This window comes from Planococcus koreensis (assembly GCF_004761975.1).
GTDB classification, from domain to species: domain Bacteria; phylum Bacillota; class Bacilli; order Bacillales_A; family Planococcaceae; genus Planococcus; species Planococcus koreensis.
Genome location: NZ_RQII01000028.1, coordinates 62,900 through 85,027 on the forward strand (window position 1 = coordinate 62,900; position 22,128 = coordinate 85,027).

Annotated in this window: 30 protein-coding genes, 2 pseudogenes and 1 riboswitch; of the genes and pseudogenes, 1 reads left to right on the forward strand and 31 read right to left on the reverse strand. The window is 49.6% G+C overall.

Annotation, left to right across the window (positions count from 1 at the left end):
- Window positions 1-51: 51 nt before the first annotated feature.
- The 26 genes and pseudogenes from EGV91_RS07015 to EGV91_RS07135 all read right to left on the reverse strand — a co-directional run bounded on the left by EGV91_RS07015 (window position 52) and on the right by EGV91_RS07135 (window position 17,618).
- Window positions 52-468 (reverse strand): DUF1259 domain-containing protein, encoded by a 417-nt coding sequence (locus tag EGV91_RS07015; RefSeq protein ID WP_135502062.1) that lies wholly within the window; start codon window positions 466-468, stop codon window positions 52-54.
- 297 nt (window positions 469-765) lie between these two features.
- On the reverse strand, window positions 766-2,520 hold the full coding sequence (pabB, locus tag EGV91_RS07020; protein ID WP_135502064.1) for an aminodeoxychorismate synthase component I: 1,755 nt from the start codon (window positions 2,518-2,520) through the stop codon (window positions 766-768).
- The gene (locus EGV91_RS07025) at window positions 2,495-3,121 is read right to left on the reverse strand and encodes an anthranilate synthase component II (RefSeq protein WP_135502066.1); all 627 of its coding nucleotides are present in this window, start codon (window positions 3,119-3,121) and stop codon (window positions 2,495-2,497) included. Before EGV91_RS07025 ends, pabB begins: the two co-directional genes overlap by 26 nt.
- Window positions 3,122-3,399: 278 nt before the next feature.
- The gene (locus tag EGV91_RS07030; RefSeq protein ID WP_135502068.1) at window positions 3,400-3,756 is read right to left on the reverse strand and encodes an iron chaperone; all 357 of its coding nucleotides are present in this window, start codon (window positions 3,754-3,756) and stop codon (window positions 3,400-3,402) included.
- Between the two features lie 161 nt (window positions 3,757-3,917).
- Window positions 3,918-4,073 carry a hypothetical protein gene (locus tag EGV91_RS17115; RefSeq protein WP_158290586.1) on the reverse strand — a complete coding sequence of 52 codons (156 nt, stop codon included), beginning with the start codon at window positions 4,071-4,073 and terminating at the stop codon, window positions 3,918-3,920.
- Window positions 4,074-4,122: 49 nt separating this feature from the next.
- Window positions 4,123-4,866: an SDR family NAD(P)-dependent oxidoreductase gene (locus tag EGV91_RS07035; RefSeq protein ID WP_135502070.1), complete on the reverse strand. Its 744-nt coding sequence runs from the start codon at window positions 4,864-4,866 to the stop codon at window positions 4,123-4,125.
- A 169-nt stretch (window positions 4,867-5,035) separates the two neighbouring features.
- A complete protein-coding gene (locus EGV91_RS07040) occupies window positions 5,036-5,515 on the reverse strand; it encodes a flavodoxin domain-containing protein (protein ID WP_135502072.1) in 480 nt (159 codons plus the stop codon).
- A complete protein-coding gene (locus tag EGV91_RS07045; RefSeq protein WP_135502074.1) occupies window positions 5,496-6,542 on the reverse strand; it encodes a ribonucleotide-diphosphate reductase subunit beta in 1,047 nt (348 codons plus the stop codon). Before EGV91_RS07045 ends, EGV91_RS07040 begins: the two co-directional genes overlap by 20 nt.
- Window positions 6,543-6,554: 12 nt before the next feature.
- Window positions 6,555-7,217: pseudogene (locus EGV91_RS07050) on the reverse strand (ribonucleoside-diphosphate reductase subunit alpha); the annotation flags it as partial.
- Window positions 7,218-7,404: 187 nt separating this feature from the next.
- Window positions 7,405-8,043: an NUMOD3 domain-containing DNA-binding protein gene (locus EGV91_RS07055; protein WP_135502076.1), complete on the reverse strand. Its 639-nt coding sequence runs from the start codon at window positions 8,041-8,043 to the stop codon at window positions 7,405-7,407.
- The gene (locus EGV91_RS17535; RefSeq protein WP_135502078.1) at window positions 7,962-8,141 is read right to left on the reverse strand and encodes a GIY-YIG nuclease family protein; all 180 of its coding nucleotides are present in this window, start codon (window positions 8,139-8,141) and stop codon (window positions 7,962-7,964) included. Before EGV91_RS17535 ends, EGV91_RS07055 begins: the two co-directional genes overlap by 82 nt.
- 124 nt (window positions 8,142-8,265) lie before the next feature.
- Window positions 8,266-9,888: pseudogene (locus EGV91_RS07065) on the reverse strand (ribonucleotide reductase N-terminal alpha domain-containing protein); the annotation flags it as partial.
- A gap of 1 nt (window position 9,889) precedes the next feature.
- A complete protein-coding gene (locus EGV91_RS07070; RefSeq protein ID WP_135502080.1) occupies window positions 9,890-10,375 on the reverse strand; it encodes an acyl-CoA thioesterase in 486 nt (161 codons plus the stop codon).
- A gap of 156 nt (window positions 10,376-10,531) precedes the next feature.
- A riboswitch (cobalamin riboswitch) is annotated at window positions 10,532-10,712 on the reverse strand.
- A 174-nt stretch (window positions 10,713-10,886) separates the two neighbouring features.
- Window positions 10,887-11,294 carry a GNAT family N-acetyltransferase gene (locus EGV91_RS07075; protein ID WP_241666131.1) on the reverse strand — a complete coding sequence of 136 codons (408 nt, stop codon included), beginning with the start codon at window positions 11,292-11,294 and terminating at the stop codon, window positions 10,887-10,889.
- Window positions 11,295-11,298: 4 nt separating this feature from the next.
- Window positions 11,299-11,769, reverse strand: coding sequence for a GNAT family N-acetyltransferase (locus EGV91_RS07080; RefSeq protein ID WP_135502082.1), 471 nt, complete (start codon window positions 11,767-11,769; stop codon window positions 11,299-11,301).
- A 14-nt stretch (window positions 11,770-11,783) separates the two neighbouring features.
- Complete coding sequence (locus tag EGV91_RS07085; protein WP_135502084.1) at window positions 11,784-12,494, reverse strand: alpha/beta hydrolase; 711 nt, start codon at window positions 12,492-12,494, stop codon at window positions 11,784-11,786.
- Window positions 12,491-13,246, reverse strand: a complete 756-nt coding sequence (locus EGV91_RS07090; protein ID WP_135502086.1) for a class I SAM-dependent methyltransferase — start codon at window positions 13,244-13,246, stop codon at window positions 12,491-12,493. Before EGV91_RS07090 ends, EGV91_RS07085 begins: the two co-directional genes overlap by 4 nt.
- Entirely contained in the window at window positions 13,239-13,829 is a 591-nt protein-coding gene (locus EGV91_RS07095) for a cysteine hydrolase family protein (protein WP_135502195.1), read from the reverse strand. The genes EGV91_RS07090 and EGV91_RS07095 overlap by 8 nt, the downstream gene beginning before the upstream one ends.
- 130 nt (window positions 13,830-13,959) lie before the next feature.
- Window positions 13,960-14,436 (reverse strand): glutathione peroxidase, encoded by a 477-nt coding sequence (locus tag EGV91_RS07100; RefSeq protein ID WP_135502088.1) that lies wholly within the window; start codon window positions 14,434-14,436, stop codon window positions 13,960-13,962.
- Between the two features lie 15 nt (window positions 14,437-14,451).
- Window positions 14,452-14,892 (reverse strand): MarR family winged helix-turn-helix transcriptional regulator, encoded by a 441-nt coding sequence (locus tag EGV91_RS07105; RefSeq protein WP_135502090.1) that lies wholly within the window; start codon window positions 14,890-14,892, stop codon window positions 14,452-14,454.
- A 20-nt stretch (window positions 14,893-14,912) separates the two neighbouring features.
- Window positions 14,913-15,335 (reverse strand): organic hydroperoxide resistance protein, encoded by a 423-nt coding sequence (locus EGV91_RS07110; RefSeq protein WP_135502092.1) that lies wholly within the window; start codon window positions 15,333-15,335, stop codon window positions 14,913-14,915.
- Window positions 15,336-15,477: 142 nt separating this feature from the next.
- Window positions 15,478-15,666, reverse strand: coding sequence for a DUF3934 family protein (locus EGV91_RS07115; RefSeq protein ID WP_175580278.1), 189 nt, complete (start codon window positions 15,664-15,666; stop codon window positions 15,478-15,480).
- Between the two features lie 87 nt (window positions 15,667-15,753).
- Window positions 15,754-16,317 (reverse strand): GNAT family N-acetyltransferase, encoded by a 564-nt coding sequence (locus EGV91_RS07120; RefSeq protein WP_135502094.1) that lies wholly within the window; start codon window positions 16,315-16,317, stop codon window positions 15,754-15,756.
- Window positions 16,314-16,841 (reverse strand): mycothiol transferase, encoded by a 528-nt coding sequence (locus EGV91_RS07125; protein ID WP_135502096.1) that lies wholly within the window; start codon window positions 16,839-16,841, stop codon window positions 16,314-16,316. The genes EGV91_RS07120 and EGV91_RS07125 overlap by 4 nt, the downstream gene beginning before the upstream one ends.
- 2 nt (window positions 16,842-16,843) lie before the next feature.
- The gene (locus EGV91_RS07130; RefSeq protein WP_135502098.1) at window positions 16,844-17,128 is read right to left on the reverse strand and encodes a hypothetical protein; all 285 of its coding nucleotides are present in this window, start codon (window positions 17,126-17,128) and stop codon (window positions 16,844-16,846) included.
- Entirely contained in the window at window positions 17,106-17,618 is a 513-nt protein-coding gene (locus EGV91_RS07135; protein WP_135502100.1) for a GNAT family N-acetyltransferase, read from the reverse strand. The genes EGV91_RS07130 and EGV91_RS07135 overlap by 23 nt, the downstream gene beginning before the upstream one ends.
- Window positions 17,619-17,705: 87 nt before the next feature.
- Between EGV91_RS07135 and EGV91_RS07140 the strand changes: the two genes are divergently transcribed.
- Window positions 17,706-18,191 (forward strand): hypothetical protein, encoded by a 486-nt coding sequence (locus EGV91_RS07140; protein ID WP_135502102.1) that lies wholly within the window; start codon window positions 17,706-17,708, stop codon window positions 18,189-18,191.
- 73 nt (window positions 18,192-18,264) lie between these two features.
- On the opposite strand, the gene EGV91_RS07145 is transcribed toward EGV91_RS07140, so the two are convergent.
- The 5 genes from EGV91_RS07145 to EGV91_RS07165 all read right to left on the reverse strand — a co-directional run bounded on the left by EGV91_RS07145 (window position 18,265) and on the right by EGV91_RS07165 (window position 22,127).
- Complete coding sequence (locus tag EGV91_RS07145) at window positions 18,265-18,819, reverse strand: methyltransferase family protein (protein ID WP_135502104.1); 555 nt, start codon at window positions 18,817-18,819, stop codon at window positions 18,265-18,267.
- Between the two features lie 228 nt (window positions 18,820-19,047).
- On the reverse strand, window positions 19,048-20,700 hold the full coding sequence (locus tag EGV91_RS07150) for a b(o/a)3-type cytochrome-c oxidase subunit 1 (protein ID WP_135502106.1): 1,653 nt from the start codon (window positions 20,698-20,700) through the stop codon (window positions 19,048-19,050).
- A 1-nt stretch (window position 20,701) separates the two neighbouring features.
- Window positions 20,702-21,169 (reverse strand): cytochrome c oxidase subunit II, encoded by a 468-nt coding sequence (locus tag EGV91_RS07155; RefSeq protein ID WP_135502108.1) that lies wholly within the window; start codon window positions 21,167-21,169, stop codon window positions 20,702-20,704.
- A 46-nt stretch (window positions 21,170-21,215) separates the two neighbouring features.
- Window positions 21,216-21,341 (reverse strand): cytochrome C oxidase subunit II, encoded by a 126-nt coding sequence (locus tag EGV91_RS07160; protein ID WP_135502110.1) that lies wholly within the window; start codon window positions 21,339-21,341, stop codon window positions 21,216-21,218.
- Between the two features lie 177 nt (window positions 21,342-21,518).
- Window positions 21,519-22,127: an NADPH-dependent FMN reductase gene (locus tag EGV91_RS07165; RefSeq protein ID WP_175580279.1), complete on the reverse strand. Its 609-nt coding sequence runs from the start codon at window positions 22,125-22,127 to the stop codon at window positions 21,519-21,521.
- Window position 22,128 lies beyond the last annotated feature (1 nt).

A 22,128-nucleotide genomic window follows, 5' to 3' on the forward strand; every position in this document is an offset into this window, starting at 1 on the left:
CACCCTCCCATTATAACATTTATTTTCAGAATATTTGATATTCAATGAGTCTTACATGAAAAATACTTCCCGGTCTACTTGGTTCAAGGATTGCAACGCAGTGGCCAGCCGTTCTGCAAAATGCTCCGGCGGCTCTTTCGATTCCAGATGTACACAAATCAGGTTCGGGTTTTCTTCCAGCCATTGTGAATAGTCCGTTGGCAACGGAATCGGATGGCTCCGCAGGATTTTCAGAAAATCCGTGAATTCTTCCGGCAGCAAGCAGATTTCCGCCTTATTGACTGCTGTCCCATCTTCCTTCAAATGCTTGAACGAAATATCCAGGTCCAATTTGCAAGTAAAACAATGCTGATTGGATTGTATTTGAAGCGTCCGTTCTTTCCTGACCAGACAGCAATCCAATTCGATTTCCGTCTCCGCGTCCAATAAATGCCCCACTTTTTCCGCAATCTTTTCGATGCGCTGCATATTGATCCACCCTTTCATTGTCTTGTGCAAAAATTTCAGCAGCAGTTTTAAAAATAAAAAAAACGCCAAAAAGAATGCTTACATCCTTCTTGGCGCTGTTACCGGCACTATCGTCCGGAACATTCAACCACTTTATATGAAAATCAGTTTATAGGCCGCTTGATGGCATGTGTAAATAAAGAGGTGTTCCTCTAACCGAAGAATACACAATCGCGGGTAAAAAGTAAAGCTAATATACCTAATTAATTATACATAAAAATATCGTTTATTTGACTTTACGTTGTTTTTTATACCACTTTATTGCGTTTTCACTGGAATTCCAATGTCTATTTCCACCCAGCCGCGAACGCCATTGATGAACCAGACTGCGTCCCATTCTGCGAGGCTGTCTTTGCGGACAATGCGCTCTTCAATGTTGCCGTTGTCGAGCAGCTGCTGCCGGAACGTGCCGGCAAGCAACCCGCTTTCAACCGGCGGGGTGAAAAAACGGCCATCCTTTTCCACAACCAGATTGCCGATTGTGAACTCAGTGAGTTCTCCGTTTTCATTCCATAAGAGCGCGGTGAAAGCCGTGTCGGCATCTTGCTGAGCCTCATCGTAAACTTTGCGGTGCGTTGTCTTATGGAAGAGGAACGGGTTGGAAGAATCAACCGGCTCCTTGGCAAGCACCGCTTTCAGTCGGCCTGTAGTCGGCTGCAGCGGCTGAGCTTCGGCAACTGCCCCACCCATCTTGTCCACCAGCAGCCGGACTTTATAAAGCCCTTGCGGATGAGCCTCGGCACACGCTGCCAGCCTCTGCTCCACTTTCGCCAGATCTGCCGGGAAGCCAAAGTATTTGGCGGATGCCTCCAAGCGGTTGAGATGGTAAGGCAGGAGCGGGAAAACGCCATCTTCCAATTTCAGCGACTCCAGCAGGCTGAACTCAGGCCGCTCGGCTGTCAGCACTTTCGCTTTGGCGTACAATTCCTCGAACTCCCCTTCGGAAGTCGAATCCCACGTGATGCCGCCCCCTACCCCATATTGCGCATTTCCTTTTTCCGCATCCACGACGACCGTGCGGATCGGCACGCTGAACACCGCATTTTTTTCAGGGGTAATAAAACCGATTGCTCCGCAATACACTTCACGCGGCGATTGTTCGAGCGCGGCAATAAATTGCATCGTACTGATTTTCGGCGCTCCGGTGATCGAACCGCATGGAAACAGCGCTTTGAACCAGTCATACACTGTAAGTCCCGGAACGAGGTCAGCTTCAATGGTCGAGGTCAGCTGAAGAACCGTCGGATAAGCCTCAACTTCAAACAGCTTGGAAGCCTGGACCGTGCCGCTTTCGGCAAGCCGGCTCATGTCATTGCGCAGCAGATCGACAATCATCAGATTCTCCGCCCGCTCTTTTTCTGAAGCGAGCAATTGCTGCGCCTTCGCCCGGTCTTCAGCCAAATTGCGCCCTCTCGCCGCTGTCCCTTTCATCGGTTTTGTCGTCAACCGGCCATCCTGCACACGGAAAAACAGCTCCGGGGAAGCCGACAAAATGCGGTAGCGGCCCAAATTCAAATAAGCGCCGTATCCTGCCTGCTGATTGCGGGCAAGCTGGCGGTAAAATGACCGGTCGCTGCCGCTGAACGATGCATGGAGCCTCTCTGTGTAGTTGACTTGGTACGTGTGCCCTTCTTCGATGGCGGTTTTAATATCCGCAATGCCTTTTTTGTATTGGTCTTCTGAACTCGCCATCCGCCAAGAGGAAACCCGGTAAGGCTCCGCTGCAGGCTCCGGTTCTGGCGCTTTCGGCTGCCGGAAAATACCGAACCAGATGAGCGGCATTTCTGCGCCCGCCTTTACTTGCATTTCTGCTTGAAATGCCGGCGCCGCTTCGTAGGACACATAACCCGCCGCGTAAAAACCTTGCGCCAGCGCTTTTTCGATTTCCTCCATGATGCGCGGGATGTCTTGCAAATCGTGAGTTTCCAGCACCTTTACAGGCTCCGTAAAGAAGATTGGCTCTATGTTCCCTTCAGCATTGCGAAACTCATACACTAGGTGAGGGTTGTACATTTTCCGCACCTCCTTGTTTTGCCGATTTCCAGGCAAGCGCATCGTCATAGCAGTTTTTCAGCATCGCAAAACCGTCAGCCGTCAAAATCGATTCCGGATGGAACTGGATGCCGGCGACCGGCAAGTCCCGATGCTGCACCGCCATCACGACACCGTCTTCACTGAGCGCTGTGATGTTCAGGCAGGACGGCATCGACTCTTTGTCTGCAATCAGCGAGTGGTAGCGCGTCACTTTCGCCGGCGAAGGGATGCCCGCAAACAAGCCGCTTCCGTCATGCGTGATGAGCGACACTTTGCCGTGCATCGGCTGCTGCCCTTTGGTGATGCGTCCGCCGAAATGTTTGACAAGCGTCTGGTGGCCCAGGCATACGCCAAGAATGGGAATGGTCCCGCTCAGCGATTCCAACGCTTCTCGCGTGGCACCTTGCTGAACCGGGCGTCCCGGTCCCGGCGACAGCACCAAAAGATCCGGCGCCAGCTCTTTCAGTTGCGCCGCATCCGTTTGGCCATTTTGAAAAACCCGCACATCCGAATCGAATTGGTGGAAATAATGGACAAGATTATATGTGAATGAATCGTGGTTATCGATGACGACAATCATGGCGCACCTCATTTTTCTATAGTTCACGTGCTTTTATTATACCTGCTTCGAAATAGTAAGAGAATTATTATTGTCGGACTGCTAGGAATGCGGGATATCGCATGATGCAAGTAAAGCTGGTTTTCTGCAAACAAACTCCGTATTCTGCAAACAAACTCCGTATTCTGCAAACAAACTCCGTATTCTGCAAACAAACTCCGTATTCTGCAAACAAACTCCGTATTCTGCAAACAAAAAGGCCAGCTGCATTTACAGCTGGCCTGCTTCACTTCGTGACGTCATTTCTTCCCTTTTTCAAGGTTTTCAGCCACCCGAAACCGGACAATCCGGCGGATCAAGTCATACGGCATCGGCTGGTCGAGCGGAAACTGAACGGATCCTTTTCCTTGTTTGTACGGGGCGAGCTCTTGCTGAAAGGCTGTAATGCCACTTGGCACAGGATAAAACCCGATGTGGTTCTTGAATGCTGCAAAATGCACCAGATTGCCGTTCAGCATAAATGTCGGCAGTTGATAGCTGATGGTCTCTTTGGCTTCCGGCGCTTCTTCCTGGATGACGCGCCTCAGCTTCTGCAAAATCTCCTGTACGTCTGCAGGTGCTTGCTGGATGTAATCGTCGATCGTCTCGATGCCCATGATGGCTCCTTTCCTCACGCTGGATTTTCGGATCTTTCTTATCTCAATTCCACGTTTTTTTCCGGATTCTCCTTTACCGGTGTCTGCTGCAAGTAACGTCGCCTCACTTCACAAAAAGCAGCCAGCTATCCATTAGCCGGCTGCCTTTTCACCATAAAAGTTCAATCGTCGTCATCATCTTCCTCTTCTTCATTGCCATCCATTTGTTCCGAGTCGTTGTTTTCTTCATCTGAATCGCCGCCGTTGCCGCAAGCTGCTAACATACTCACGGACAGCAATGCCGCTGCACCGACTTTCCACCATTTATCGATTGCCATAAACTCGTCCTCCCTTCAGAAGTTTCGTTGCTACTAGTTCTTTACCCCTTTACTGCGCTGTGTATCCGCCATCAACCATGATTGTCGCCCCTGTGACAAACTCGTTTTCACACAGGAAGATGATGGCATGAGCGACTTCTTCGGGCCGTCCTAAGCGCCCGATCGGATGTTTGGCTACTGCCCTGTCATAAGCTTCGGGGCTTAATATACGGCGATTTGTCATACCCGTTTCAATATAACCCGGGCTTACCGCATTCACTCGAATGTTTTTGTCCGCATATTGAAGAGCCAACGATTTTGTCATCATTTTCACTGCCCCTTTAGAAGCCGTGACGGCAAAAGCACTTCCCTCTCCTACTGTTCCCAAGATCGATGCTGTGTTGACAATCGCACCGCCTCCGGTTTTCAGCATTTCGCGGATGGCGTGTTTCGAGCCGAAGAACACGCCATCCTGGTTAACCGCAATGACTTTCCGGTAATCCTCGTACGCAAGCAGATGCGTTTCACTGAGCGCGCGAACTCCGGCATTATTGACCATAATATCAATCCGCCCAAAAGCTTCGACTGTTTTCGCTATCAGGTTCGCGACGGAATCCTCCTGCGCGGCATCGAATTCAATAAATTCCACTTCTGCTCCGGTGTCTTGAAGTTCCTTTGCAGCGGCCCGCCCGCCTTCTGCATGAATATCAGCGACAACCACTTTAGCGCCTTTTGCCACGAGCGCTTTTGCAGTCGCCAAACCAATCCCGGACGCCGCGCCGGTGACGACGGCCACCTTTCCTGCTATGTCCATTTCAATCCCTCCTTCGTTTATGTTCTTCTATATCACCTATTCTAACAGTATTTTTCTGAATTTTTAGTTTTATTAATCGATCTTTTATTTTAATTAACTCTCCACAGCCGAAAAAATCTCGATCAAAAAAGTGCTTTCCGATTGAAAAGCACTTTTTTGACATGATTATTTAATTCGTTGCGGTAAGCATCACTTTTTGCCAGCTGGCTTCGATGCTTGCTGCCAATTTCTCGAAGCGCGGATAATCCAGATCTTGCGGCATCAGCTCCACTTTTAGCGTGGCCGCCAGTTCCGTATGGACAAAAAGCATGTCCCGGAAGCGGTCGACGGCGCCGCAGAATTCAGCGTAGCAGCTGTCGCCCGTACCGAACACAGCTGTCACCAGCTTTTTGTGGCCGAGTTCTTCAAAAGCAGTGAACAAGCCGCGCAGCTCTTTCGGAATCTCGCCGCTGCCCCATGTGTAGGTGCCGATGACAACAACGTCGTAACGAGAGAGTTCGGCAAGCGGAAAGTCGTTTATTGCGAAAATGCTTACGGGCACCTGCGTTTGACGGCAGATGTGCTGTAGGATTTCCGCTGCGGCTTTCGTGTTGCCGGTAGCCGACGCATAAACGATGGCGACTCGCGGCTTATAATTCGTCGAAGCCATTCGACTGCGATACTTTCGAGTAGGTCCGGGATTTCTGTTCGAAGAAATCGGATTTTGTGTCATTCATCATGCCGTCGCCGAAAACTTGGATCCACGGCATCGGGTTGTCGCGCTCGGCATAGAGGTTATCGAGCCCGAGCTGACGCAGGCGTTTATTGGCCAAGTATTCGACGTAGCCTTCGAATTCAATAAGGTCGAGCCCTTGGATGTCAGCCAGGATGTAGCGCGCCCATTCCTTTTCGAGTTCGACGGCCGCTCCGACCGCTTCGTAGACGTACGCGATATTGTCGTCCGAATTCAGCTCCGGGTTTTCCGTCAACAAGATCCGGATAAATTGCGCGATGAAATAAGCGTGCTGCATCTCGTCGCGCTGGATATAGCTGATCATCGTGCTGGTCTTGAGCATTTTCTGCTGGCGCGCCAAATGGTAGAAGAATGCGAAGCCAGCGTAGAAATAGATCCCTTCCAAATTGATGGAATTGACGCTGAGGCGGAATAAATTCTGCGGTGTCGGGTCTTCCCTGAACGCTTCGTAAGCATCCAGGATCAATTCGTTGCGCTTGCGGACAATCGGATCGCTTTTCGCTTGGTCGAAGCGCGCATTTTGCTCGCTGATCGGCACGAGCGAACTCAAAATATACGAATACGATTCGTTGTGGACCGCCTCCTGCTGGGAAATGACCGCAAAAATCGCTTTGAAGCTCGAATCGGTGACATAGTCCATGACCTGGCTCATCGTCGGCGTCTGCAGGCTGTCGAGCGACGCCAGCTGCGTATTGATGCGCAGGAAGACATCCTGTTCGGTCACACTGAGTAGATCCCATTGCTTGATGTCGTCCTGCATATTGATTTCCTGCGCTTTCCAGAAGTTCGACAAAAGCGTTTGGTACATATCGTACATTTGCGGATACGCGATATCGTTCCAATTCAGCAGGCCGGACGATTGGCCGTTCAGGATGCCGGTGGATTTATTGGGCTGCTCGGGATTGAGCAGTTTGATCTTTTTCAGCGGTGTGTGGATCGTCATGGCGGTTCCTCCTTAGCTTTGGCAAGCTTCGCATTCTTCGATTTCTGCCTGTGACGTGCTGCGCACGTAATACGTCGTCTTCAGGTTTTGCTCCCACGCCTCGAAATGCAGGCCGAGCAGCTCTTTCGCTTTGATCGTATGCGGCACATAGAAATTAAAGCTGATCGACTGGTCGATGTGGCGCTGGCGGGCGGCGTTCTGGCGGATGCTCCATTTCTGGTCGAGCACGTGGCGCGAACGGCGGTAATAATCGTAGGTGCGGTGGTCGAGATCCGGCGCCGTCACTTTGAATTTGAAATTCTTCTTTTCTTCGGCGTATTCGACGGCGTAAAGCGGATCGATGCCATCGGTCGAGCCGCCGATTTTCGCGGTCGATGAATTCGGCGCAACCGCCATCATCCAGCCGTTGCGGACGCCATTTTGGGTGATGTCGCTCTGCAATTGATGCCAGCGGTCGCTGCTGTAATTTTTGCGTTCGAAATACTCCCCCGTCTGCCATTCCGAGCCTTCAAACTCACGGTACGCGCCTTTTTCCTTGGCGAGCTCCATGGAAGAACGGATGGTGTGGTAGGCGATTTCTTCATATAATTTATCCGCAAATGCGACGGCTTCTTCCGTTTCCCAGTGGATGCCTTCTAGAGCCAAGAGGTGATGCCATCCGAAAGTTCCTAATCCTCATTTTTATTCGATAAAGGTCGTAAAGCTTTACCCGTTCTCTGATGAACTGCTGCATATCGCTATGCAGATTAGACTATATCACGTTCCCTTTTGAGGGAACCCCTGCTTTTCCACTATCATAAACTTATAGTGTACTCTACTCCCTTGTCTCTTCTAAAGAGCGGTTTCGATAGTCGTTAGGCTTTTAGATTTCAACTGTTTTGCAGAGATAGTTTGGGAAGTTATCATTTGTTAACCTAGTACGAATAGTTTTACGCGAAATTCCAATTGCATTCGCACATTCGGAAATACTCATATAGCTAATACCATCTACAATTATTTCTTTTCTGTGAGGCATATTTTTCTTCATAGCTTCTACTGCATATAATGGTTTTGGAACTCCTCTATTACTTGAAATCCATCCACTCTTACGTTTTTCTTCATACAATTCACTTCTGATTTCTTTCCAATTCTTTACATGAGTTTTTCCAAAGAAAGGATTTTTCTCTCCAATTTTTAAAGCGGATTTTTCTGCTAGTATTTTTTTAGTTTCTTCAGTGTGTGCTTTTCCATAGAAATGATTTCCAATTCCTGTCATTCTCACGGATCTAATTTTTCGTTCTTCTTCAGAAAATATCCTTCCTTTTGTTCCTGTTCCACCTAGAGTTAAATTATAGCCGTTAAAGAAACTGTCATAAATTTTTACGTAATGTGCTTCAAGATTATAGAGCTCTTCTTGAGTGAAGTTATCGTTCTGTTCAATTACAGTGAAAACAAAAGATTCTTCTCCGTATTTATTAAAACTTTTTTGAAGATGATCATTCTGTGGATATTTCTTCTTAATTCAGAAAAATGTCCAATTCTTCTACGGTTTAAATTCACGGTTTCCCCTACATAATACTTCCCGGTTGCAGTATTTAAAATTAAATAAATTCCCTTCATCTGCTTTCTCCTCCTTTCTTTAATATTCAGTTGAAATAATTTAGCACGGGATTGTCTCAATTGAGAGTTTCCCCGTTTAACAGGGTTTTCTTAAAGGGTTACCCCTTTAAGCCACTGGATACTCAATGGCGCGGTATTTCTTATTTGTCGCCTCGGCCTGCCCGACGGAAATCGTGTTCAAGTCAATGACGTTGTCGAGCATGCGCAGCTGCACCGGAATCAGCCGCTCCAGCACGTCCGCTTTCACCGCGCGCGGCAAATTGATCGACGACAAATTGCAGACGACAAAATCGCCCGGCTTACGGATCATCACAAGATTGCCGTCTTCATCGGTGTATTCTTTCGTAATCGTCGTTGCCGACATATTTTGAGTGATTTCGCTGCACAAATTACTGCAGTAAATCGACGTCAGCCCCTTGCCGCGCAAATGCTTATTGGGATTCTGGCGGTTGACTTCGTCGCGGTAGAACATATACGGCGTGCCGGTTTCGAGCTGCGACACCATGATGCGCGCCATGATGTCCATCGCCCGGTACGTTTTCCGCGGCAATAACGGATGCGCAGCCGCTTCTTCGTATTTCTCGGTGAAATGCTTCACATCGGCCTCGTCGTAAAAATCCTCCAGCCCGAGCGCATTCCCAGCCCCGTCTTGCCAGCCCATCGTCTGCTTCACTTGATGCGGGCAGAATGTATGCCATTCACCGGTGCTGCGGCCTTGCTCATCGGTTTCCTTCAATTTTTCCATGAACAAATCCGGAATCGCGACACCTGTGAAAATATCATGCGCTTTCCGGCGCTCATCGCCGTTATTCGTTTTCAAGTCCAAAAAGCCGTTCATGATGTCTTTGTGGAACACATCCAGGTAAATCGCCACAGCCCCTTGGCGCTGGCCCAGCTGGTCGACGCTCACTGCCGTGTCGTTGACGAGCCGGATCCACGGAATGACGCCGGACGAATTGCCTTTGAATTTTTTTATATCAGACCCCATTGCCCGCACCTTGCCGTAATAAACGCCGATGCCGCCTCCGTCCTTGCTGAGGCGCGCGATGTCCCAGTTATTCAGGTAAATGCCATCGAGTGAATCATCGACCGTATCGATAAAGCACGACGACAGCTGGCCAAAGCTCTTGCCGGCATTCGACAATGTCGGCGTCGCCACCGTCATGTACAGGTTGCTCATCGCCCAATACGCTTCTTTTACAAGCGACATGCGTTTTTCTTTCGGCTCGTTCTGCATCAGCGCCATCGCGATGACCATAAAGCGCTCCTGCGGCAGTTCAAACACCGCGCCTTCGTAATCCTTCGCCAAATAACGGTCCGCCAGCAGGAATAAGCCGATATACGTAAATAACAAATCCCGCTCCGCATCGATTTCGCTGCCGAGCAAGCTGATTTCCTCCTGCGCATAGCTTTCCAGCAGATCGCCGGAATAAATGCCGATTTCCGTCAAGTGGCGGATCAAGCCATAAAAATCGCCGTATTTCGAAGACGCATCGTAGCTTCGGCTGGCAGCGGCCGCTTCGTATAAGTCATTCAAGTATAAATGGGACGCGACAAACGTCCAATCCGGTTCCTCCATCGAGATGCGGTCCAATGCATAGCCGATCGCCCGCTCTTTTCTCGCTTTCGCAGTGCCCAGCGCCGTGAGTTTGCCGGCAAGCTCCCCGGTCTGCAGTCCGAACTTCTCCTGTGCACGTTCCAGCGCCGTTAAAACGCCTTCCAATCCTGTATCTTCTATGATTTTCATATCAGCACAACTCCTTCGCAAATTCGTTGATTTTCATGCGCCGCTCTTTGCGTTCCTGAGCGCTTTGGAACAATTGCTTTTCGCTGTCGGTTTCCGGCACGACGCCTTCGACCGGCGACGGTTTGCCGTTTTCATCGACGGCGACCATCGTCAGGATCGCGGTCGTCGTCAAGGTTTTCGTGCGGTTTTCTACGCTCTGGCATTCGGCTTTGACGTAGACTTCCATCGATGTCCGGCCTGTTGAGACGACGACGCCTTCAAGCAGCAAGATGTCGCCGACACGGGCGGATGACAGAAAATTGACGGTGTCGATGGATGCGGTCACAACGGCTTTGCCGCTGTGCTTCATCGCGGTAATCGCCGCGATTTCGTCGATATAGCTGAGCACCGCGCCGCCGAAAATCGTACCCATGTGGTTCGTGTCGGGCGGCAGTACCAGCCGGGTCTGGATCGTCCTCGATATGTTTGCTGCAATGTGTTTTGCCATGCGGATTGCCTCCAAACTTCAATTTACCAAATAAAAAAACCCATCCTCTCAGGGAGAGGATGGGTTTGTAAACGCAGAATAATCTTCGGAACAGCAGAAAAAGCCGGCTGCACCGTGCAGAGTACCTTCGTTATCCTTCCCAGCTCCCGGAGAAGATCTTAACTGATAACAATGGCAGGTCTCCTGGCTCGTGCGTCATCCTCCGCTATGTCCTTCCCGTCCGTTGGACAGTGGATTGCCATAGCTTGCGTCAGCACTTACAGTTGCGGGTACAGCTCCGGTTTTTCATCGGATTCCCTATTAAGCCTTTTCAGGCACCATTATTATTGGTGTTACCATATATGGTGTTTATATGTATACAATACACTAAATATCGTATGTTCAAACTATAAACCACTTTGTTTCCTTTTACAAGCTCCGTTTTTACGGCGCCATCCAGCTTTTTAAAACACTGACGTTACGTCACTAAACCCACTAAAACCCTCTTCAGTACTTGCTGGAATCGCCTCTCTCATTTTACTAACTGGCAATAAAAACGTTCCACTCCTGGATATTTTTCTCCCAGGCTTGTTACGTTAAAGCCGATGCTGCGGTAAAATCCGACAGCTTCCCGATCGGTTTCGGCAATTATAGAATGTGGATGAAGCTTTTCCTGGATCGCTTCGACCATCTTCTTTCCATAGCCTTTGCCTCTGGCGGATGGCAAAACGGCGATATGCCTGATTTTCAATTCGCTAGGCTGGATAAATGCGGCTCCGATGCAGCCGACAACCCTTTCACGGTCTGCAAATCCATAAAGCTCCATGGTTTCTGAAGCAGCGTATTCATCGTATTCATTCGCAGCGTGCTCAACGCTCGTTGCATACGCCAGCAACTGCACCGCTTCTTCTCGACTCATACGCCCTGTTGCGTCTTCCAACTTATCACCCCCGCTGCTCCATGACAATAAATTCAGCGAAATCCGTGCTGAACTTCCGCGTTTCCACAAAGTCGAATTTTTTGTACAGGTGGATTGCCCGCGCGTTGAATTCCGCTACGGTCAAGCGCAGGCAGAGCCCCGGATGTTCGCGTTGGATAACGGATGCCGCGTAGCCGAAGAATCGCTGGCCATTGCCCTGCCCCGTCAGTTCGGGATGCATGCCGAGTCCGATATCGATGAACCCTTCCCGATAAGCGCCTGCAGCGATGCCTTTTGGAACTTGAGCGGCTCTTCCGGCACAGAGGAAGCCGACTAATTCTCCGTTCCCGTAGATCGCTTCGTAAGAACCATCCAACAGTTCGCTAAGCGAGTCCTCGCTTGCCTCGTTATTGTAGAAATCGTAAGGCTCTTCATAGCTCCAGCCCAATATTTCCGCTGCAGTTGCTTTGTCCATCTTCTGTTTTTTGAATTGCATACGAATCCCTCTCTTTATGTAAATTCCTGCAGCCAATCCAGCACGGCCTCCTCCATCTCACTGGTAAATCGATGGCCTGTTCCTTTAAAAATTTTGCTCTCGGCTTGTTGATGCTGAAACTCTTCGGTCAAATGCCTGTAATAAGCTGCGTGTCCTTCGAGCGGCACTGTCCGGTCCAGTTCCCCGTTGATCAGCAGCACAGCTCCTTTGCCCGGACGCACTTCCATGGGATCGAAACCTTTCAGCAGCGCTGCCGTTTGCTCATCCATCTTTGAGCGGTCTTGTCGTTCGCGGAATATCTGTTCCGTCAATACGAATGCGCCGGAACCATTAATACTCGCAAAACCTGCAATGCGCGGATGGCGTGCAAAAATGCCGGCAGCGATAAAACCACCCATCGAACTGCCGACCAAAACGATTTCAGTTTCCGGTACGCCAAGAACTTTCTGAAGCGCTCCGAATTCTTCAATGCTCTCCGTAATGGCTTTCCAGAAATACGTCTGGACCGTTTCCATTTCAAACGGATTTTTCACCGGTTTTCTTGTATCGTTGTAGACGATTTCCGGCACCACCACACGAAAGCCCTGTCCGACCAAAATTTCGGCAAAAGCCTGATAGCTCTCAACTCTTCCGCCCCAGCCGTGGTACAAAACCACCGTCTTCCAGGGTTCTGAAGCCGGCTCTGCCAGATGGTAAATCAATTCGCCAGCCATGATTCTTTTCATTTCTCTTGCTCCTTTTTATACGCTTTTAACAGAAACCGCTTGGAATTGGTGCGGATGCCTTTTGAAGTTTGATTCTGCAAGATGAATTTGTTGAACGTTTCCATGTCTTGCGGCTCTTCCCCGAAATTCGGGATGATCGGTGTGTGCTGCAGCAGAAACAGCAAGTCTTCCGGCTCCTGGTAATATTCAGCGGCATCGTAGTCATGACATTCAATGTCTGAAAACCCGGCTTCTTCCAACTCTATTATGTATCGTTCCTTCAGCATGCCGTCCCGTTGCCCGAATGCTTGCCCACGGCCGAATGCCTGTTTCAAATTTTCTTTGTCCCCTTCGCTTACTTGCTGGCTCAGGAATATGCCGCCTGCTTTCAGCACGCGTGCTGCTTCAGCGGCATCATACGGGCAATGGCGGCTGGTGGCCATGTCAAAAAAGCCTTCCGGAAAATGGAGGCTTTCCGCTGCCATTTGCAAAAAACGGACATTCGGGCAGTTCGCCTTTTCCCCATTAGAACGCGCGGTTTCCACCATCGCTTCGGACAAATCGATTCCGACGACCAAAGCACAAGATTCAGCCAGCTTCATCACATTTTCTCCTCCACCGGTTCCGATATCGAGAACGATGCTGCCCGGTGCTGAATAGTTGGCAGCTTCCCGGTAAAAATCCCAAGCCGCGCCTTCCGACTCGCTTTTTAGCGTGCTGAAATCCCAGCCGTTCGCTTTTCCAAGCTTCTCGTAAAATCGCTGTTCATCCACGCGCTTCTTCCTCCTGTTCGCCCGCAGCCCAATCCGCCTGCAACAGCTTCTCGGTTGTCACCACTTCCGCAAACTCCTCGTGCAGCGTTGCCAAAGTCAAGGCGTGGACCGTTTCGGCATCGTAGCGGATGCCGTCCGGACCAGTCAATGCAAAAGCCGCCGTGGCGTCAGACACCAAATACGTCCGAAAGCCCAAATTCCCGCTCATCCGGGTTGTCGTCGAAACGCAATGGGGCGTCGTCAATCCGGCAATGACCACGGTATCGATCCCGTTGCTGCGCAAATACCCCTCCAGCCCCGTGCCGATGAAGGCACTGTTCACCGTTTTCTCCATCACCGTTTCATCGTCTTTCGGCTGCAGCGCTTCGATTAGCCCAAAGCTTTCCTTTTCCGGATAAAACAGCGAGTCCGGATCTGCCGAACGGTGCTGGATGTGCACGACACTGCCGCCTTTTTGCCTCCAATGATGCAAGAGCTTTGCCATGTTCTTTTCCGCGTCCTGATTATTGCGCTCGCCCCATTTCGGATCGGCGAATGCCTTTTGGACATCCACAATGACCAATGCGGTATTCGTTAGTTCCATGAAATCCCTCCTGAAATTGCCATTTACTAGTGTTTCTTCTTTTGTCTTCAAAATCCCTTTTTCATGCGCAAGTTCTTCTTTTATTGGCATAATAAAACCGCCAATCCGTGTGGAATTGGCGGTGCTCTTCTTATTTATTCAAAATCTTGCGGATATCATCTTCGAATGTTTCCGGCTTGTCTTTCGGCGCGTAGCGCTTGACGATATTGCCTTCGCGGTCGACCAGGAATTTTGTGAAATTCCATTTGATGCCGCTGCCCAGAAACCCTTTCGTGTTGTCCGTCAGGTATTTGAACAGCGGATGCGCATCCGTGCCGTTGACCTTGATGATCTCGTGCATCGGGAACGTCACGCCGTAAGTCATGCGGCACGACTGCTCTGCTTCTTCCGCTTCGCCGAGCTCCTGGCCGAATTGGTCGGACGGGAAACCAAGCACCACAAGCCCTTCCTCGCTGTAATTCTTATACAGCTGCTCCAGGCTGTCGAATTGGCCGCGCAAGCCGCATTTCGTTGCAGTGTTGACAATCAGCATCGCCTTGCCTTCGTATTCGGCCAGCTTGTGCGCTTCGCCGCTCGCATCCGTCACTTCGATATCGTAAATCCCCATCGTCGATCGCTCCTTCTAAAGATCCATTTCGTTGAAAAATGCGTTCAATTCTTTCAAGTTTTTCATCAATGCGATGGCATTGACGTCTTCAAGGAAATGGCAGCTCACCAGTTTGTCGGCAACTGCCGCTTCTATCGGCTTGTTATTGTCTTTCGCTTTTTCAGTCAATGAAATGATGAAGGCGCGCTTGTCTTGCGTCGACTGCTCTTTCAGGAGCCAGCCGTTTTCAAGCATGCGGCTGATCGTCGGATTGAGCGTGCCGATCCCCAAACCGAGCCGCCCGCCGATGTCTTTCGTCAGCAGCCGGTCCTCGTCCCATAAGATGAGAAGCACCAAGTATTGAGTGAACGTCAGCCCGAAAGGATCCAGGACGCGTGCATACATTTTCGTGAAGTTGCTGGACGCCTTATACACTTCAAAGCATAATTGCTGTTCTAATTTCGATGGTTTATCCATATATCCACCCCATGCTCTTCTTATAGAATAATGATTTCAACGTCGATCGAGTCTTTGATGGCTTTCGAATATGGGCAGGTCTGGTGGGCTTTTTCCACGTAAAGCTCTTTTTGTGCTTCATCCAGGCCGGTAATGTCCACTTCGAGTTTAGCTGCCAGCTTGACGCCGCCGTTCTCCTTGTCGCCAAGAAGCGAAATCGTCGCTTTCACTTCGGTTTTTTCCACTTCCACTTTCGCTTGTTCCAGCACCAATTCAAGCGCGCTGTTGAAGCATGCACTATAGCCCGCTGCGAATAATTGTTCCGGATTTGTCGCAGTCGTAGCTGTTCCGCCTAGTGCTGCGGGCTTGGCCACGTCCATGAAGAAGATGTTATCCTCTGAGTATACCTCACCTTGTCTGCCGCCTGTGTTGATAATCGTCGTTTCGTATAATGCTTTTGCCATTTCTTTTCGCCTCCAAATTTATATCGCTTACGATGTACATTAAACTATATCGTGAACGATGTAAAATGATAAGGCTTGCTGATTCTAAAAAATAAAAAAAGGCATAGCGGAATTTCCCCGATATGCCTCGATCTATGCCGGCTTAGCCGTCAATCCATTCTGACGGTCCGCTTTTATTGGTGCTGTCGGCCTTCGCCACTTCAGCTTGCTTGTTTTGCTTACTTTTATAAGGCTTGTTGCTTTTGGCTTTGTTGGCGCCTTTTTCCCAGCGCGTCCAGCCTTTTTTGCCGGTGCCTCTGCCAGTACCGCTTTTCGCTTTATCTTTGCTCATGTTTATCACTCCCGTACTTTCCCGCAGCCGTGCGAGGGAATTCCCCTTATCATAACAGGTTCAGGCGGTTTCTACACCCCTCCGCTTTTAAAATGAGCCCCGAAGCCCATTCTTTTGCAGATACTGGAGGAAGTCCGCTTTCGCGAAGACATTCAAAACACATGGCTGCTTTTCCTTCTTTTCAAGGGCGTGATGTTCTTCGGGAAACTCCTTTTCCACTCCCAGGCGGATGAACGGCAGTTTCGCCTGTGCTTTCTGCGAACGCACATTGACCTCCCGCGCACCGGCAAACACATAGTCCAACCCCAGTTCTTCAAAGGCGATGCGCAGGATTTCGATTTTGGACGCTTCGTTATAGCCTTGCCCCCAATAATCATGGCCGATCCAAGTGCCGATGTGGCAGGACTTCTTGCTGTGGTCGATGAACATCAAATCGGTTAGCCCGATCAAGTTTCCGTGTCCATCCAAAATCACACGCGGCACCGTTACGCCTTCCCGCTCTTGCTGCATCGCTTGTCGGACGAATTGCCTGGTGTCTTCAACGGTGCCGTCCGGCAAACCCAGCGCTTCTTTTACCGGCGGTGCCGAAGACATCCGGTAAATGTCCTCGCAGAAATCCAGCTTGTGCGGCACCAGCGTAACTTTTTTCATACACGTTCCTCCACTTCCAGCAAACGGCCAGCCATAGACCGGATCTGTCCCCGGTGGCTGATTTCATCCTCCAGCACATGAAACCATAAATAATACATATTGTACGCAACACCATTCGGCCAGCGCCGCTCCCCGTAAAGCCAGCTGTCATTTTTCGCTTTCAGCTCGCGCAGCGTAACAGCCCTTACGCTTGCCAGTTTTTCCGTATAATGAGCCAGCGGATAACCGCAGATAATTTCACGGGCGTTCGCCCCCAGCTCGATTGCCGTTCCCCATTCTTTCAGCTCAGCATCATTGAAATCGCGGTTTTCAAACGAAATGAGCTGATGGACCTTTTCAATCGACGCGATATGCGCCAGCAATGCACCAGCGGAATTGGCCATGCCGTGTCCCATGGAATCCAATTGTTCCAAATTCAATCCCGAAGTGGCCTGCAGCGTGCCTTCGCGTACATGCTCGAGCATGAACACCAATTCCCCTATCTTTTCATCGTATCCAGACGCCGATTTTACTGTGTAGTCCATCCCTAAATCCCCCCGAGTAAATAAGTGATCCAGCCTACCGCAAATGTTCCAGTTGCAAAAGCTGGAATGGCCAAAAGAATTTTGGCGGGCAGCCCGATCCCGCTAAAATGCGCGTGTACTTTCTCCATCACTTTCCAGTATAGGAAAAAGCATGGAATTGCAAGTACACCAGCCAGAAAATCGATCCGTGTAAGCGGTGGGCTAATATAATGATCGAAGAAAAAGCTCATTTTCGCCCCAAGCGCAAAAAGCACCAATTGGCAGCTAAAAATTTTCAGGTAATCCATGCTTATCTTTCTCCTTCAAGCATACATTCTTTTCATAATAAATAAGCGTAGCTTTGTCGTTTATTGCAACACGGCTGCCGCATTCCACATAACCTAACTTTTCATACAAATAGCAATTGCCTTGTTCTTCAAGTAACATCGACAGCTTCCATATAGACTCACCGCGAAAAAGGTTTTCCGCTTTTTTCATTGCTTGCTGGGCGATGCCCTTGCCCTGGAAAGCGGGATCGACGAAGATCGGGCCGATCCACATCGCCCCTTCTTTTCCTTGCCGGATGCACATCGCACCCGCCCAGTTCCCATCCGCCACAATTTTGAAAAATCCGCCGGACGGGTCTACAATTCGTTTTTGGGTACGTGCGATTGTTTCCATAGCCGGACTGGTGCCGTAATCCTGGTATTTCTCGAGCAACGGCCAGAAAGCCTTTTTTTGCAGAGCCAAGAGGGCAGGTGCATCTGACTCCGTCGCTTTTTTTAATGTTACTTTCATCAGAACCGCTCCTCGTTTGAATCATTAGGGAATAATTGTAACTTTATTCATAGTGTACCGTCTATAGAATAAAAGGGGGAGAGTTGTGTGAAAACTTTTTTGGCGGCGTTAGCTTTGATTTCCTGTTTCGCACTTTTCGGCTGCGGACAAAGGGAAGGCACGGCGGAACATTTGGATGGCGCTTATATCCTGGCGCTCAAGCTGATGATTGAAACCGATCCGGGATTGAACCAATCGATGGATTACATAGCAGTGGACATGGAGACGCTCACGGAATTGGATGCTGGAGACAAAAAAGGCATCTTGCGTTCACTGGAAACGAAATACGGGGTCGAGGCCATGGATGCTTCGTTCGAGAAATTGAAGGCACAAGGCTTGTATGACGAAGAATCAGGAAGCCTGGATGGAATCCTCTTGACCTTCGAAAAAATGGAATACAATTTTAATGGCTCGGTCACCTTCATCGGCGCTAAAATGAAGTCGGGAGTGGGGGCCACCGGAGTCCAAAGTACACTGGAATTCGACGGCAGCAGTTGGAAAATACAAGAATCGAAACAGACATGGGTCAGTTAATGGCCCGCAAAAAGAGCCGGCCCCGATATGAGGGTCCGGCTCTCCTATTCTGCTTTTGCTGCCCCGCACTCTGTTAATACAGATAAGGAATCAGCCGTGCACGCTGCTTCATCCACTGTGTATAATCTTCGCCAAACTTTTCGACCAACAGCGCTTCCTCATAATCCATGCGCTTTACTAACGCCCATGCTACAGCGGCTCCGCCGACAACTGCCGCAATGATGCTGGTGAAATACAGTGCCATGCCCAGCGTGATAAAAAACAGGCCGGTGTAGAGTGGATGGCGCAACCGCCGGTATGGCCCGGTACTGACAATCTGGTCGCCTTCCCGAACTGTGACGTAACGGGTAAACTGGTTTTTCAAATGGACAATCCCCCACATCCGCAAAAACACGCCCGCGGCAAAAAACAGCGCGCCCGTTCCTTTCATCCACTCCGCGAAACCGGCGCCCTGCAGCTCCTGCAGCAGCATCGCGAGTCCGATTGTGCCAGCGAGCGCTGTGAAAATCAGGAAAAACGAACGCTTTTCCAACGGATCGCTCGCTCCGGCGCTGCGGTTGCGGAAAAACACGAATTCCCCGATCCATACCAAACTGACAGCAACAAAAATCCAATCAATGAACGTCATATCCCATGCCCCTTACTTTCTGCCTCTTTGTTTAAAATATATAGAAACTTCGGATCCAATACAAACTGCAGCCCTTTCGTATAAAAGAAAACAGGCTTTCTTCCCCAGCAAAAGGAAAGAAAGCCTGTCTTTTATTCGTCAGTCGTTGATAAATCAACCAGCATCGCGGTGAACACGATGAAAATCGCCATTAATGATAATACCATGGTGAACATTGCCCTCAACTCCTTACCAAGTTATGAATCCTTTAGAACCAGGAGGTGCATTTTGAATCATGTCGCCGATCGGGATTGCATACGCGATAAAGATAAGCGCAAATGCAATGCCGACCCAAATCGCCCAATTCTCCAAAAACTTCGGCGTGTGTTCTTTATCGCTTTCCGCTAACGGGAACTCGACGAAATCTTCGGGCCGTTCCGCTTTCGGCGACAGGAACATCGTCATGATGACGATATACATCAAGATCATCGCCGACAAGAACAGAATGCTGCCGCCGACTGCCATTGTGACGTGGCTTGTCAGGATGCCATCGAACCATTCCAGTGCAGAAGGATGATTATTGTACCCTGCATAAGCGGTGCGCCGGGGCGCCCCGAGCAGCCCCAGAATATGCTGCGACGTCGACATCAGCAGCATGCCAATCGTCCAAGTGATGATTTGGACGAATCCAAGACGCTGCATCGACTTCGTGAACTGGCGCCCAGTCAAGTAGGGAATCAGCCAGAACGTCAAGCCCATGAACGTCATCGCCACCGGTGTACCGACGGTGATGTGGAAATGGCCGACAATCCACAGCGTGTTGTGGACGACTTCATTGAGCTGGAAGCTTGCATTGATAATGCCGCCGGCGCCGCCGGGAATGAAAAATGCCATCGCGATGAAAATCGACGTGAAACGGACATCTTTCCAAGGCAGCATGCGGAACCAGCCGAACAAGCCGACCGCGCCTTTTTTGCGCCCTGAAATTTCAAAGTTCGCAAACATCGTGAATGCTGTCATTAAGGACGGCACGATGACCATGAATGTCAGAACAACTTGAAGGAATTTCCAGAAGTTCGAAATCCCTGGCTCAGTCAACTGATGGTGGAAGCCGACCGGAATGGAGAAAAGGATGAACAAAACGAATGACAGACGCGCCAGGGAATCACTGAATACTTTGACGCCAAGCAATTTCGGCACGATCAAATACCATGCCATATACGCCGGCAATAGCCAGAAATACACAAGCGGGTGGCCAAAATACCAGAACAATGAGCGGCTGAGTTCGACGTTGATCGTATCCGTCCAGCCAAATGCCCAAGGAATGTATTGGAACAACACGGTCGCTACGACGCCTAAGCAGGCGATGAGCCACATAACGATAGTTGTAATGGTCATGAATGCGAACAGCGGGCTCAAGTGCCCTTTGTTTTTGCGGCGCCATGCCATGTAATGGCCGATCAGCGCAAAGCTGCTGATCCAAGTTCCGATGATAAAGAGCGCCAACCCTACATAAAACCAGCCGCTCGCTTTAAGCGGTGCGTAGAATGTATAAAGCACAGAAGCTTTGCCGGAAACGATCATCACGGTCGCCATGACCGTACCGAACAGGGTCACCCAAAAGCCGACCCATGAGTACAAGCGCACTTTCGGTCCGAATGTGCCGATGCTTTTGCTCATGCCTGTTGTAAAAAAGGCAAAAATGAAGAATGTCGTAAATATAAGTGCTAATAATACGCCGTGGGCGGTCAAGATTTGATAATAATCCAGCCAAGCTGGCAATTGCAATGCATCATTGCGGATAAACACCTGCAGCAGTCCAGCCAATGTCCCGATCAGGAAGGCCGCGTAAGCGACGCCGATATTTGCCAATGCGATTTTTCTGTCTTTTACAGCAATCATCTTAATACACCTCTATTTCACTGGACATCATATGGTGGCCTGTACCGCAGTATTCGTTGCAAAGAATCAAATACTTGCCAGGCTTCTCAAATGTGTAGGATTTCGTCGTAATTTGGCCAGGAACGACCATCATATTGACTTTTGTGTTATCAATTGTAAAACTGTGGACCACGTCTGTGCTGGTCACTTTGAAAATGATTTCTTTGCCGGCTGGCACTTTCATCTCCGGTGCGTTATAGCCGAAAGCCATCGCTACGATTGTCACTTGATAGGTATCATCATCCAGCTGAGAAACGCCTGGATTATCAAATGGCGCTGTTTCATTCACTTTTTCCGGGTCAATCGTATCCATCCCGCCAGAAGGGGTGTGGTCATGGGAAAAGGCGCTGACGCCGACGACGCTCAAAAATACAATGAGCGAAGCAATCCCGAAAACAAGCCAAATCTTTTCGTACTTATGTAAATGCATATCCATCTTCTCCTTTTTCATCCGTTTATGCTGCATGTCCCGCAGCTTATCTTGCCACGTACATCATGTAGACTACGACCCACATCACTACAATAATGACGCCTACGAAAAACACACTCACCAATGTCCCTTTTAAATTCACGCCTTGATGTTCATCGTATTTCTTGCTCATCCGCTCTCACCTCTTGTATTTATCTCTTGCTTCCAGATTAAGGCTTTGCTTCCGAAGACATTGTGATAAATGTCACACCTGTATCATTTTTTAGGTGCATTTTCATATTTTGGACAAAAAAACAAGCTGATCCGGATGGGATCAGCTTGTTTGGCAGGAATAGAGGATTGATTTATATTATTGGCGAACCGTTTTCAATGCCTTCGACCACGGTATAACCTGGTCCAGCATTTGGTTGACTGAATCTGCCTGCACCGGAGCCGCTTTCAATTCAGCGCCGTTTTCAAAGTCCGTGAATAAAGATAGAGCCGGGTGGACGCGGACATCCGCTACTGACAATTCACCCAGGATGCCGCGCAAATGTTCTGCAGCGCGCGCTCCGCCAACGGAACCGTATGAAACGATGCCGGCTGCTTTGTTGTTCCATTCTACGCGCAAATAATCCAATGCGTTTTTCAGGGAACCTGTGATGGAATGGTTATACTCCTGCGCGATGAAAACAAAGCCGTCCTGTGCCGCAACAGCTTCGGACCATCCCGCAGCGCCGGAAGCGTCTCCGCCGTTTTCGCCGAGCAGCGGCAATTTATAATCAGCGATGTCGATGATCGTGTAGTTCGCATCTCCGCGTTTGTCAGCCAATTCTTTTACCCAATCCCCTACTTGCGGGCTTAAGCGGCCTTCGCGTGTCGATCCTAAGATGATGCCGATGTTCAATGGTGTCATTGTTATTTCCTCCTTTGGTTGTTCAGTTTGCTGTGTTCCGAATAATTTATTTAGAAATCCCATT